Origin of the sequence: Nonomuraea corallina (assembly GCF_027620315.1) — a bacterium.
Classification (GTDB): domain Bacteria; phylum Actinomycetota; class Actinomycetes; order Streptosporangiales; family Streptosporangiaceae; genus Nonomuraea; species Nonomuraea corallina.
In genome coordinates this window covers 73,928-86,670 of the sequence record NZ_JAPNNL010000008.1, presented here as the reverse complement: position 1 = coordinate 86,670, position 12,743 = coordinate 73,928, and the positions used below count along the sequence as shown (strand labels likewise).

Here is a 12,743-nt window from a genome sequence, read left to right as displayed (position 1 = left end):
CCCCCCGCGGCACGTAGTCTTCGCAGCAGCGGGAAGGAGCGAATCGATGGCGATGCGGTTCGAGCACGAGTTCACGGTCCCGGTCCCCATCGAGCAGGCCTGGGCGGTCCTGCTGGATGTCGAGCGAGTGGCCCCCTGCCTGCCGGGCGCGGCTCTCGACACCGTCGAGGATCAGCGGTTCACGGGCAGGATGAAGGTCAAGGTCGGTCCCATCACCGTCACCTACCGAGGCTCGGCCGCGTTCGAGGACGTCGACAAGGACGCGCACACGCTCACCATCCAGGCGTCGGGCAAGGAGGCGCGGGGCTCCGGCACCGCCGCCGCCACGGTCAAGGCGCGGCTGACCCCGGCCGCCGACGAGACGACGTCGGTGGCCGTCGAGACCTCGTTCAACGTGACGGGACGGCCCGCGCAGTTCGGCCGCGGCGTGATGGCCGAGGTCGGCGGAAAGCTCATCGACCGGTTCGCGGCGAACCTCGCCGCGCTGCTCGCCGAGCCCGCCCAGGAGCCGGCCCAGGAGACCGCGCAGGAGACCGCCCAGGAGACCGCGCAGGAGACGCGGCAGGACGAGGCCGCCGGCGAGGAGCCGTCGGAGCGTCACCTGGTCGCCGTGCCGGCTCCCGAGGAGGACGTCCGGCCGGCGGGCACCCTGCGCACCTCCCGCACGGCCGACGAGGAGGCGCTCGACCTGCTCGACATCGCGGGCGCCCCGTTGCTGAAGCGGCTGGCGCCGATTCTGGGCGGGGTCGCGGCGCTGGTGGTCATCCTCTGGGTGATTCGCCGCCTTTTTCGGTGATTTTTGGAGCAAAAACCTAGCAATCCGGACGTACCGCGTGAAGTGCCGGGGAACGCCTACTCCCACGTCATGACACTCGGGGGTTGGCATGCCGGACTGCACGGTTGTCGTGATCACCTACAACGACGCCAGCCGCCTGCCCAGGGCGGTCCATTCGGTGCTGGGCCAGACGCTGCGCGACCTTGAGGTGGTCATCTCCGACGACGCCAGCACGGACGACACCCCCCGGGTCGCGGCCGAGCTGGCGGCGTCCGACCCGCGGGTGCGCTACCTGCGCGCCGAACACAACAGCGGCGGCTGCGGCGCTCCCAGGAACACCGGGCTGGACGCCGCCGCGTCCCCGTACCTGATGTTCCTCGACAGCGATGACGAGCTGCCCCGGCACGCCTGCAAGAGCCTGCTGGCCGAGATCGAGCGGACCGGGGCCGACTTCGTGTCCGGCCAGATCTCCCGGCTGTACGAGTGGAACGGGCGGCTGCGCCCGTACTATCCGGAGCTGTTCCGACGCCGGCGCGTGGTCGAGGGCATCCGGGCCGAGCCGGAGCTGTTCCTGGACTCCTTCAGCACCAACAAGCTGTACGACGTGCGCTTCCTGCGGGAGAGCGGGGTGCGCTTCCCCGAGGACATCCACTACGAGGACCACGTCTTCGCCGCCGAGCTGTACACGCGGGCGCGGCGGTTCGCGGTCGTGCCGTGGGCCGTCTACCACTGGCACCGGACCCGCGGCGACTCCTCCATCTCCCTGTCGATCAAGGACATGGACAACGTCCGTCACCGGGTGGCCGCGGCCCGGCTGAGCGACGACGCGCTGCGCCGCAACGGGTTCGCCGACCTGGTGCCGGCGCGCCAGTACCGCTTCCTGCGCCAGGACCTGTGCGTCTACCTCAACCCGCTGCCCGGCAGGGACCTGGTGTGGGCCAAGGAGTTCGCCGCCGTCGTCCGCCCGTACCTGGAGGGGATCCCCGCCGAGGTGTACGAGCGGGTGGACCCGCTGGTCAAGGTGTGCTGCCGGCTCATCATGGACGACCGCGTCGAGGACCTGCGCGTCGCGGCCGGCTGCCTGACCGGGCCGCGGGCCGCGCCGCGCGCCGCCGTGCAGCTCGGCGGGCGCACCTACTGGGGCACCACGGTCTCGCCCGGCCTGGACATCACCCGGCTGCGCCTGGCCGAGCTGCCGTTCACGGCGTCGCGGCTGCGGCACGAGGTCACCGAGCTGTCCGGGGAGGGCGGCCGGGTGCGGATGACCGTGCGCACCTTCGACCCGTTCGGCGTGCTGCCGGTGGAGTGGAAGGCGTTCCTGGACCTCGGCGGGCGGCGCGTCCCGATCCGGCCGCGCCCGTCCGGCGACGGCGGCTACGTCACCGACGTGGTCTTCACCCCGGCGGGCTCCGGCGAGCCGCGGATCGGCTTCACCCGGATCTCCGACGGGCTCACCACCACCGACCGGCTCATCGTGGACCCGGCGACGACGCCGATCGAGCTGCCCGGCGGCACGCTGGGCCCCGAAGGCCACACCGCCTACCTGCGGATGCGGCGGCGCCGGGTCCTGTGGCGCGCGCTGCTCGGGCGGGTCAGGCGGGTGCTCATCGGGAGACTGGGCACGCCGTCGGCGAAACTGCGCGCCTACAAACTGCTGATCAAGGTGGTGCGGCCGCGGGCGGACCTGGCCCTGTTCGAGTCCGACGTGGGCAAGGGCTGCACCGGCAGCCCCCGGGCCGTGTACGAGGAGCTGCGCCGTCGCGGCCTGCCCGTCGAGGCGGTCTGGTCGGTGGCCGGGGGCGGGCAGGCACCGCCCGGGGCGCGCCGGGTGCGGCGCGGCGGCTGGAAGTACGTCTGGACGCTGGCCAGGGCCGGCTACTGGGTGGACAGCCACGGCTTCCCGCTGGACTACCCCAAGCCGCGCGGCACCCGCTACCTGCAGACCTGGCACGGCCAGGGCATCAAGTCCGTCGGCTTCGACGCCCCCGACCTGCGGGGCGACTTCGACGGGCCGCGCGCCCGGTGGCGTGCCGCGGTCGCCCGCTGGGACGCGCTGATCTCGCCCAGCGCCGAGTTCTCCCGGCGCTTCGTCCCGTCCAACGGCTACACCGGCCCCGTCTACCGGCACGGCACGCCGCGCTGCGACGCGCTGGTCAAGGGCGAGCTCGCGGGTGACCCGCGCAGGCTGCTGGAGCTGCCCGCGGGCAAGAAGGCGCTGCTGTACGCGCCCACGTACCGCGACCGGGCCAAGAACAGCGGCCGCTCGGTCCGGGCGGACCTGGAGCTGATGGCCGAGGAACTGGCCGGCGAGTGGGTGGTGATCCTGCGCACCCACCCGGTGGAGCGCTACCGGCCGCCCGAGCACCTGCGGCACTTCGTGCGGACGGCCGGCACGTACCCGGAGATCAACGACCTGATGCTGGTCTCGGACGCGCTGCTGACGGACTACTCGTCCGTGATGTGCGACTACGCGATCACCGGCAAGCCGATGCTGTTCCTCGTCGACGACTGGGACGAGTACCGGCTCACCGAGCGGGGCGTCTACCACGACCTGCTGTCCATCGCGCCGGGACCGTGCGTGACCACCACGGAGGAGCTCGTCGAACGCCTGCGCGACCTGCCCGCCCAGCACACCGCGCACGCCGCGCGGTACGCGGCCTTCCGCGAGCTGTGGTGCGCCGACGAGCGCGGCGACGCCGCCGCCCGCACCGTCACGGCCTTCTTCGGAGGCGGGTCGTGAACGTCGTGTTCGCCTGCCTGGACTCCGACACGCTCGGCGGCGTCCAGCAGGTCACCCACACCCTCGCGCAGGGCCTGGCCCGGCGCGGCCACGAGGCGCACGTGATCGGCCTGCACCGGGCCGAGGCGCCCTTCCGCTACGTCGAACGCCCGCGCTACCGCAGCCACCTGATCAGCCGCGCCCCGGTGGGCCCCGAGAGCGCGCTCGCCCGCCGCCGGTCCCGGCGCAGGGTGCGGGACCTGCTGGGCGGGATGTCCCCCGGCTACGCGGTGCTCACCTCACCGGCCGTGGTCTCCAGGCTGACCGAGCTGGTGCCGGGGCACCTGCGGGCCATCGGCCAGTATCACGGCTCGTACGAGCACGCGAGCGGCTGCTGGCACCTGGGCTCGATCAGGAAGCACTACCCGGCGCTGGACCAGGCGGTGTTCCTCAGCGAGGACGACGCGTGGCACTTCTCCGAGCAGGCGCTGCTGCCTCACGCCTGGGCGCTGCCGAACCCGCTGGCGAGCTGGCCGGACCGGGTGTCGGAGCTGTCCGCGCCGCGCGTGCTGGCGGTGGGGCGGCTGGAGGGGGTCAAGCGGTTCGACCGGCTGATCAGCGCCTTCGCCCGGTCGGGTGCCCCGCGGCCATGGGAGCTGCACCTGATCGGCGACGGCGCGGAGCTGGACCGGCTGCGGGCGCACGCGGCGCGCGAGGGGGTGGCCGACCGGGTGGTGTTCCGGGGGCGGGTGCCCGCCCGCGACCTGCCGGCCGAGTACCGGGCCGCCTCGCTCGTCGCGCTGAGCAGCGAGCACGAAGGGCTGCCGGTCGTGCTGCTGGAGGCCGCCGCGCACGGGGTGCCGGCGGTGGCGTTCGACGTGTCGGGCGGGGTGCGCTCGGCCCGGCCGGTGCTCGTCCCGCCCGGCGACGTGGACGCGCTGGCGGAGCGGCTGGGGTGGCTCGTCGGGTCGGAGCGCGACCGGCGGCGGCTGGGCGCCGCCGCGCGCGAGCGGGCCGAGGCCTTCCGCCTGGACCGCGTGCTGGACCGCTGGGAGGCCCTGTTCGCGCACCTCGAACGCTGAGCCCCGCGGGCTCGGGCCCGCCGAACGCCGGTGTTCGCGGGTTCGCGGCCCCGGGTTCGCGGCCCGGTGTTCGCGGGTTCGCGCGCCGGGGTTCGCGCGCGGGCAGCGCTGGGCCCCCGTGGCCGGCGCCGCCCGCGCCACACCCGGGCTCAGCCGTGCTCGGCCGGCTCGGGCGACTCGTTGCGCTGCTGCGGGACCCCCGCCAGCACCCGCTGGCCGCTGGTCAGCAGGGCCGCGACGGGGCTCGGCTCCCGCATCCGGTTGAGACGGTCGCGAAAGCCCTTGCGCAGCCGGCTGGTCCGGCGCCTGGCCATCGTCTTCTGGCAGGCCGTCACGTGCTCCTTGGCCGCGCGCGGCGCGCCGGACAGCTCGTAGCCGTTGGCCTCCAGGCGGTCGCCGAAGATCTGCTCGCAGAGCGAGATCTCCCACGAGTCCAGCCGGTTCGCCCAGCTGCCCACCCGGCTGCGGGTGACCTCGCCGTGGGTGTTGCTGTGCCAGACCTTGTGCGCCGGCACGGTCACGCTGGCGGCCTCGCGCGGCGACACCATGGCGGGCGAGAAGTCCTCCTCCAGGAACACGCAGAGCTTCTTCAGCTCGGTCTCCGGGTCGTCGGTGAGGTCCTCGTACCGCAGCTCGAAGTAGGTGTCCTCGGGCAGTGTGCGGCGTAGCCGCTCCCCCGCGTCCATGGCCTCGGCCCAGGTGGCCACCGCGTGGAAGGAGTCGGACGTGTACCAGGGCATCTCCTTCAGCGACGCCACGCAGTCGCGCCCGTCCCTGATCAGGTGGATGAACTGGGCGTCAGGGAAGAGCCTGAGCAGCAGATCGGTGTGCTTGATGTAGCTGGGCCGCTTGTCGCCCCAGCGGGGCTTGTCGAAGCGGTCGGCGTACATGCGGAAGGCGGTGCCGATCACCGAGCCGAGCGAGCCGGGCCCTTCCACGGCCTGGCGGACGAAGTCCGCCTTCTCGATCTTCAGCTCGCGGAACTTGGTGCTGCGGTCGCCGGCGATCCACTCGGCCAGGGAGCGGCGGCGGGAGGCCGCGCGCAGGTCCCCGAACACGCGGCGGCGGTAGTAGGCGGGAAGGACGAACCTCGTCTCAGGCGCCACCGCCAGCCGCGGGTGGGAACTGAGCATGAGCTGGAGCATCGTGGTGCCGGAACGCGGGCACCCGATGACGAACACCGGCCGGTCGGACATTTCGTACTAACCCCCGAAACTTAGACGAGAACGTGCTCTCGGCTTTCCTGGGCCACTCCGTGCCTGCGCGCGAAGAGCCACATCCGGTAGACAAGGAAGACCTCATTGGCGAGGAGCAGGAAGCTGGCCGCCGCCGCCACCGGGATCAGCGCCACCGTCCCGATCAGGGGCGCGATCACGAACACGGCCGCGTGGAACTCGATCCCGCTGATGAGATGCGATCGCACCCGGTGGCGGGCCAGGAAGGCGTTGAGCCGCTGCAGGAAGCCCGAAGGCTCGGGCGGCGCGGCGTCCTCCTCACGCGGCGCCGGCACCAGGTCCGGCGTGGCCTCCTCGGTGTTCCGCTCCCCCCTGATGGCGGCGTGGACCCGCTTCATCTGCGGCGCGTTCACGTACCTGAACAGGTCGAGCACGGCCACCGCGGCGCCCAGCAGGATGTAGGCGACCTCTCCGGTGCGCTCGTACTGCCCGTAGGCGAGACCGGTTGCGCACAGCACCACCCGCACCCGGTCACCGACGTAGTCGAGCCAGAGCCCGAAAGGCGTCCCCGTGCCCTTCAGCCTGGCGATCTTGCCGTCGACACAGTCGATCATGAAGCTCAGGTAGAAGATCAGCGCACCGGCCGCCAGCTCGCCCGCCGCCAGGCACACGGCCGACGCCAGGCCGAGGACCAGCGAGAACACCGTGAGGTTGTTGGGCGTGATCTGGGTGCGGTTGGCGACCACGAGCGCGACCCGGCAGGCGACCGGGTCCACGAAGTACACCGTCCACCAGGAGTCTCTCCGCTTGCGTGTCTCGTAGACGTCATCGAGCGAATAGGTCCTCATGGACAGACAGCATGACGACTCGCCGTGTTTGAATCTTTACTCTCTGCCACTGCTAGGCCATGTCCATGCCCGTTCTTGACCATCTGCAGCCCCGGGGTTCAGCCGTACAGCAGGCGCATGACCTTGCGGGCGGCCCGCCGTGGGCGGGCGAGCCCGCGCGACAGCCGGTAGCCGAGCGTCCTGCGGTAGACGGAGGCGTGGTGCCGGCGCCGCCGCAGCCGTGAACGCGCCCTCCCCAGCGCGCGCTCACGGGAGGCGAGCCGTCGCTCCAGCCGGGAGATCCTCCCCTGCGCGGCGGTGAGCTGCTCGGTCAGCCGGTCCCTCGCGCGCAGCAGGTCGCGGTACGTCGGCGCCGGGTCGCCCGGCTCGGCCGGCGGGTCCAGCTCCGCGTCGAACGCCCGCGCCAGCTCCAGCCCGGCCTGGTCGCACGGCCGGCCGGCCAGGTCGCAGAGGGTGAGCGTGAGCTGATCGCTCTCCAGCGGCCACGGCCACGGGTGGTGGCGCCCGGCGGCCAGCAGCCGCACCGCGAACCGCCACAGCATCCGGCAGAGCACCACGGCCGCAGGCGGCGGCTCCGCCAGGACCGGGCCGAGGTCGAGAGGGTGGAAGGAGTCGCCGTCCCAGACCAGCGTGTCGGCCGCGGCGGTGACGTCGCCGCCGTCCTCCACCCACCGCGCGAGCGCGGCGAGCAGCACCCGCACGGACCGCACGACCTCGCGGGCGCAGGCCTCCACCAGGGCCTCCTCCACGACCCGCCCCACCGGGACCGGCCGCTCCCCGCCGCCGGGCAGCCGCCTGGTCGCGAGCCGGCCGGTGCCGTCGCCGACCAGCTCGCGCACGGACGAGCCCTCCTCGACCAGGCCGAGCGGCAGGTCCGCCGGCTCCGGCTCCCCCCGCGCGGCCACGGTGAGCCAGAGCGGAGCCAGCTCCTCGCCCAGCCGGTGCCGGAACACCAGCCGGGTCAGCCGCATCGGGTCGGCCGCCAGCATCCGCTCCCCCTCGCGCGCGCTCAACGGGAACGTCAGCGCCTCCGGCAGCCCCATGGCGAGCAGCTCGCGGGCGAGCACGGCGCGCGGCGCCCGGCCGTCGGGGTAGGCCGCGTAGCAGCGCTCCACGCGCAGCCCGGCCAACTCCAGCGCGGCGTCCAGGCTGACCGGCCCGCCCGGGTACGTGGGGTCGAAACCGTGCGGCTCCCAGGAGTCGCCGCCGTCGCGGTCCGGCGGGCGCGCGTCCATGAGCCGGTCGACCCCGAGGTCGTTGCGCACCCCGAGCGCCAGCCGCCCGCCGGGGGCGACCAGGCCCGCCAGCGCGGCCAGCGAATCACCCCACGGCACGGCCGCGGCCTCGGCCGAGTGGGCGCGGGCCAGCCCGTCCAGCGCGAGCACCAGATCGTACGGCCCGTCCAGGGCGAGCAGGTCCAGCCGGCCGCAGTGGACGTCCGCGTCCGGATGCCGCTCCCCCAGCGCGCACGCGTCGGGGAACGAGCGCAGCACCGCGGCCACCGCCCCGACCCGCGCCGCCACCCGGTCCACCAGCTCCACCGGGTGCGGGCCGACCAGCAGCACCCGGGCGGTGCCCGGCAACAGCCGGTCGAGGAGCTCCAGCGCGACGGGCCCCCAGCCGGTGACGTCGCCTGTGTCGGACCACAGCAGCATCTCGCCGCCGACCATCCGGACGTTCCCCGGGCCCTCGCAGACCCGCCTCTCCAGTGCCTCGGTCACGCGCCCGGCACCCGCTTCCGGCCGATGACGCGGGCGTGACCGTACCCGTCCTCGCGATCGTGCATGGTGTCCCCTCGTGCGGTTGGCGCGCCCCGTCCGACCTTCGCAGCCGCCCGCCGCCGCCACGCGGCCTTATACGTTTCCCATACCCGCTCGGGGGTCCCGGTTTCCCTTGGCTCGATCGGCCGTAAGGTGTTGCCTGTGCTGATTCATGGCTTCCTCGTGGCGTCGCTGGCGCTGGGCGGCGCCCCCGCCGCCACCACCCAGGCGAAGATCGACTGCACCAAGGTCAAGTGTCTGGCGCTGACCTTCGACGACGGACCCGGCACGAGCACCGCCAAGCTGCTCAAGATCCTCAAGAAGGATCGGGCCAAGGCCACGTTCTTCCTCACGGGCAAGTACGTGGACCAGCGCCCCCGGCTGGCGCGGCGCACCCTCGCCGAGGGCCACGCGATCGGCAACCACACCTACTCCCACTTCTCGCTGACGCCCCGGCTCGACGACGAGATCCTCGACGACATCCAGGCGGGCCAGCAAGCCATCAAGCGGGCCACCGGCCTCACGGCGACCATGTTCCGGCCCCCGTTCGGCCACACCGACGAGCGCGTGCTGCGCGTGGCCGACCAGCTCGACCTCGCCGAGGTGAAGTGGACCGGCACCACCCTCGACTGGTCGCTCAAGGACAAGAAGAAGATCGCGGCCAAGGTGCTCAGCCTGGCCAAGCGCGATGGCGTCATCCTCATGCACGACACGGTCCCGCAGACGGTCCAGGCCATGCCGGGCGTCATCAGGGAGCTGAAGAAGCAGGGCTACCACCTGGTCACCGTCCCGCAGCTCTACGGCGGCAAGCTGAAGCCGGGCGTCAGCTACCCGTAGCCCGGCCCACCGCCTTGACCTCGACCTGGCTTGAGGTAACAGGCTGTCAGTCACGGAACCGACAGACCGAGGCGGAGGAAGTGGCATGCGCATCGTCGAAGTGACGGCGTTCGGCGGCCCCGAGGTGCTGGTGGCGCGGGACGCCCCCGACCCGGTCGCCGGGCCCGGCGAGGTCCTGATCGAGGTGACGGCCGTGGACGTGCTGTTCCTCGACACCCAGCTGAGAGCGGGCTGGGGTGAGGGATTCTTCCCGGTGAAGCCGCCGTACGTGCCGGGCGACGGCGTGGCCGGGACGGTCGTGGCCACCGGGGAGGGCGTGGACCCCGGGTGGGCCGGGCGGCGGGTCGTCGCCCGTACCGGGAAACCCGTCAGCGACGGCAGCCCCATCCTCGCCCCGGTCGGCGGGTACGCCACGAAGGCGGTCGCCCGCACCGGGTCCGTGGTGGAGATCCCGGCCGGGCTCGGCCCGCACGAGGCGCTGGCGCTGCTGCACGACGGCCCGACCGCCCTGGGGTTGGTGGACGCGTCCGGCGTGGGGCCGGGCGACGCCGTGCTCGTCACGGCCGCGGGCGGCAGCCTGGGCGTCGTGATCACCCAGCTCGCGACGGCGACGGGAGCGCGGGTGATCGGGGCGGCGCGCGGCCGGGCCAAGCTGGACCTGGCACGCGAGGCCGGCGCCGAGGACGCCGTGGACTACACCGAGGAAGGCTGGGCCGAACGGGTGCGCGAACTGACCGGCGGCGTGCGGGCGGTGTTCGACGGCGCGGGCGGCGCCCTCGGCCGGCAGGCGCTGGAAGCGGCGGCGGACGGCGCCCGGTTCTTCGCCTACGGCTCCGCCGGTGGCACGTTCGCCGACTTCACCGCCGAGGAGGCCGCCGCCCGCGACGTGCGACTGATCGGGATCGGCGACGGGCCGCCGGGACTCGACCGGGTACGGGAGCTGACCGGGCGGTCACTGGCCGAGGCCGCTGCGGGGCGGCTCAGACCGCACGTCGGGCAGACGTTCCCGCTGGAGCGCGCGGCCGACGCGCACGCGGCCGTCGCCGCCCGCGCGACCCTCGGCAAGACCCTCCTGACGTGCGACTGACGTGGCGGGCCCCGCTGGGTGCGGGGCCCGTCACGGTTCGTCCAGCGGAGGGCGCGCAGCCTGATCGCCGTTGGCCTCACCGCCCTGGAGCATGACGCGCGGTCCGCCGCTTCTCCCTTTAATACAGCCAACCGGCCTCACCGGCCGGAGAGCAGTTTCTCCCACAGTGCTTCGGCCTCGCCGTACGAGGTCGGGCGACTTTCCTTGACGGTCACGGCGGTCGGCGAGCGATCGGTTCGGCGTATCCAGGCGAGCCCGGCCGCAGCGCAGAACTCGTAGATCCGTGCCCGGCACTCGCAGGTGTGCCGTAGAACCCTGACTCGACAGAAGCGCGGCAAAGGATCGCGCCAGTCGACCGACCCGGCATCGAACCCACCGGCGTCGGCGTGAGGCCCGTGGAAGTCAGGAGTCATGCTGGAACCTCTTCCACGCCTTCCAGGTCGCCCATGTTGAGCGCTTCCAGCGTGGACACCTCGGCCCACACCAGGTTCCATCGCTTCGGAACGGTTCGGACACCCCATCTGATCGCAGTCTGTTGCACCAGCCAGAGCCCGCGACCGCCGCATTCCTCGTCGCCGGACCGGCGGGGCAGAGGAACCGTGGCCGCCCCCTCATCGATCACCTCGATCCTGGCCAGCGATTCGGTAACGCCGAAGACCTTCACTCTCACCAGTCCGCCCGGCCGCCCCGACTCGGTGTGCAGCACGGCATTCCCCGACAGTTCGCTCGCGACGAGCCGGGCGCCATCCACCTCGCGATGCCCCGCCACCGTCAGGGCGTCGGCGACCCAGCGGCGAACCAAGCAGACCCAAGCCGCGCTTCCCGGGATCGTCAGGTCCACCAGAGCCCGCTCCCTCACTGCGCCACCTCCCAGACCCGCTCGCACGCACTCTCGTCCCCCGCATCCACCCACCGGTCGCGTCCACGCCCCCACGAGAACACCCACCTCTCATCCCGCAGAGAAGCCCGTACGAGCAGCGGCCCGGACTCCCGCCGCACCGAGAGAGACGGCTCCGCCCGTCGCGGCAACTGGACCGAAACGGCAAGTCCCCGCACCTTCAACGCCCAGGCCAACCGGGCGAGATGGAAGAACTGCACCTGCTCCAGGCTCGGCGGCGCCGGGCCTGTCTCCGTCCCGTCGTCCTGCTTCCGCGTACGTCGCATAGCTGGAACCGCCTTTCGGTGCCGGAACAGCAGACGCGGGGCGTTCAGGGACAGTCACGTGTACGTCCGTGAGGGTCCAGCTCTCACCCCTGCTTCGTTACGTAAGCATGCAGATACACTGAGTGAAGTGTCAATGCACAGTGCACATGAGGCATGACTTTGCGCAATTGCGCTCTACGTCACTCAGTGAACTGTCATAGTTACTTCATGCAATCGAGTCACAGTCCAACCGTGAGACTGCGTCGTCTCGCTCGTGAGCTACGCACCATGCGTGAGGAGAAGGGACTGACTCCAGAAACCGCTGCCGCTCAGCTTGGATGGCATCGCAGCAAGATCAGCCGAATCGAAACGGGGCGCACCAAAGCAAGCCTCTCAGATGTGGCCGCAGTCTGCGATCTGTACGGGACCAGATCGGACGTTCGCGCCATGCTGATGCAGTTGGCGAAGGAGGTTCGCAAGCGGGGTTGGTGGACGGCTTACGCCGACGTGTTCACCGGCTCCTATGTGGGCTTGGAGGACGAAGCGTCGCGGATTTGCCAGTGGCAGGTGCAACTCGTTCCGGGGCTCTTGCAGACCGAGGACTATGCGCGCGTGGTGATCAGTGCCGGAAGACCTGAACCGCATGATCCTGAGGACATCCAGCGCCGCGTGATGGCGCGCATGGCACGGCGGACCCTGCTCAGCCGTCCAGGCGCGCCGGAGCTGCATGCAGTGATCGACGAGAGTGTGCTGCACCGCCCCATCGCCGGTCACGAGATGATGCGAGATCAGCTGGAAGCTATCCTGATCGCTGCTCGCCGGCCCAACATCACCGTCCGCATCCTCCCCTATAGCGTCGGCGCGCACGCGGGGCTGGAAGGGGCGTTCACAGTCCTGTCTTTCACCGAAGCGGTGGACCCGGATGTTGCCTATGTCGAGGGCACGGCCGGTGACATATATGTGGAGAGCTCGGAGCAGGTGGATCGCTATAAAATCGCATTCGGGCGCATATGGGATGTAGCCCTGTCACCAGAGGAATCCCAGAAGCTCATCATCGACGTCAAGGAGCAGCTGACTCATGATTGACCTATCGAACGCCGCGTGGCGTAAGAGCAGCCTGAGCGGAAGCGGGAACGACTGCGTCGAAGTGGCTGACAATCTTCCCGGCATCGTGGCCGTACGCGACAGCAAGAATCCTCACGGTCCTGCGTTGATCTTCAATCCGAGCGAGTGGAAAGCATTCGTTTCCGGAGTCAAGGGCGGCGAGTTCGACCTAGCCTGATTACCCGGTTCACCGCGTTCCCGTACGGCTCGCCG

The 12,743-nt window shown here is 71.7% G+C and carries 12 protein-coding genes; 7 read left to right on the top strand and 5 right to left on the bottom strand.

The genetic code is table 11. The features are described 5' to 3' along the window. Positions 1-46 precede the first annotated feature (46 nt). From OUY22_RS03890 to OUY22_RS03880, 3 genes are all read left to right on the top strand, one after another. Positions 47-796, top strand: a complete 750-nt coding sequence (locus tag OUY22_RS03890) for an SRPBCC family protein (RefSeq protein WP_270153316.1) — start codon at positions 47-49, stop codon at positions 794-796. Between the two features lie 88 nt (positions 797-884). Continuing rightward, complete coding sequence (locus OUY22_RS03885) at positions 885-3,515, top strand: bifunctional glycosyltransferase/CDP-glycerol:glycerophosphate glycerophosphotransferase (RefSeq protein WP_270153315.1); 2,631 nt, start codon at positions 885-887, stop codon at positions 3,513-3,515. Continuing rightward, a complete protein-coding gene (locus OUY22_RS03880; RefSeq protein WP_270153314.1) occupies positions 3,512-4,576 on the top strand; it encodes a glycosyltransferase in 1,065 nt (354 codons plus the stop codon). The genes OUY22_RS03885 and OUY22_RS03880 overlap by 4 nt, the downstream gene beginning before the upstream one ends. A gap of 149 nt (positions 4,577-4,725) precedes the next feature. Here the strand turns inward: OUY22_RS03880 and OUY22_RS03875 are convergent, their stop codons facing one another. From OUY22_RS03875 to OUY22_RS03865, 3 genes are all read right to left on the bottom strand, one after another. Continuing rightward, positions 4,726-5,772 carry a sulfotransferase family protein gene (locus tag OUY22_RS03875; protein WP_270153313.1) on the bottom strand — a complete coding sequence of 349 codons (1,047 nt, stop codon included), beginning with the start codon at positions 5,770-5,772 and terminating at the stop codon, positions 4,726-4,728. A gap of 20 nt (positions 5,773-5,792) precedes the next feature. Further along, positions 5,793-6,599 (bottom strand): CDP-alcohol phosphatidyltransferase family protein, encoded by an 807-nt coding sequence (locus OUY22_RS03870; protein WP_270153312.1) that lies wholly within the window; start codon positions 6,597-6,599, stop codon positions 5,793-5,795. Between the two features lie 98 nt (positions 6,600-6,697). Then, positions 6,698-8,320, bottom strand: coding sequence for a hypothetical protein (locus OUY22_RS03865; RefSeq protein WP_270153311.1), 1,623 nt, complete (start codon positions 8,318-8,320; stop codon positions 6,698-6,700). 201 nt (positions 8,321-8,521) lie between these two features. On the opposite strand from OUY22_RS03865, the gene OUY22_RS03860 reads away from it, so the two are divergent. Then, positions 8,522-9,196 (top strand): polysaccharide deacetylase family protein, encoded by a 675-nt coding sequence (locus OUY22_RS03860; RefSeq protein WP_270153310.1) that lies wholly within the window; start codon positions 8,522-8,524, stop codon positions 9,194-9,196. 85 nt (positions 9,197-9,281) lie between these two features. Then, positions 9,282-10,283, top strand: a complete 1,002-nt coding sequence (locus OUY22_RS03855; RefSeq protein ID WP_270153309.1) for a zinc-binding dehydrogenase — start codon at positions 9,282-9,284, stop codon at positions 10,281-10,283. Between the two features lie 137 nt (positions 10,284-10,420). Here OUY22_RS03855 and OUY22_RS03850 read toward each other — a convergent pair whose 3' ends face one another. Beyond that, the gene (locus OUY22_RS03850; RefSeq protein ID WP_270153308.1) at positions 10,421-10,696 is read right to left on the bottom strand and encodes a hypothetical protein; all 276 of its coding nucleotides are present in this window, start codon (positions 10,694-10,696) and stop codon (positions 10,421-10,423) included. Continuing rightward, positions 10,693-11,124 (bottom strand): ATP-binding protein, encoded by a 432-nt coding sequence (locus tag OUY22_RS03845; RefSeq protein ID WP_270153307.1) that lies wholly within the window; start codon positions 11,122-11,124, stop codon positions 10,693-10,695. The genes OUY22_RS03850 and OUY22_RS03845 overlap by 4 nt, the downstream gene beginning before the upstream one ends. A gap of 530 nt (positions 11,125-11,654) precedes the next feature. Here OUY22_RS03845 and OUY22_RS03840 point away from each other — a divergent pair. Continuing rightward, positions 11,655-12,512 carry a helix-turn-helix domain-containing protein gene (locus OUY22_RS03840; protein WP_270153306.1) on the top strand — a complete coding sequence of 286 codons (858 nt, stop codon included), beginning with the start codon at positions 11,655-11,657 and terminating at the stop codon, positions 12,510-12,512. Next, on the top strand, positions 12,505-12,708 hold the full coding sequence (locus OUY22_RS03835) for a DUF397 domain-containing protein (RefSeq protein ID WP_408638105.1): 204 nt from the start codon (positions 12,505-12,507) through the stop codon (positions 12,706-12,708). Before OUY22_RS03840 ends, OUY22_RS03835 begins: the two co-directional genes overlap by 8 nt. The last annotated feature ends 35 nt before the right edge of the window (positions 12,709-12,743 follow it).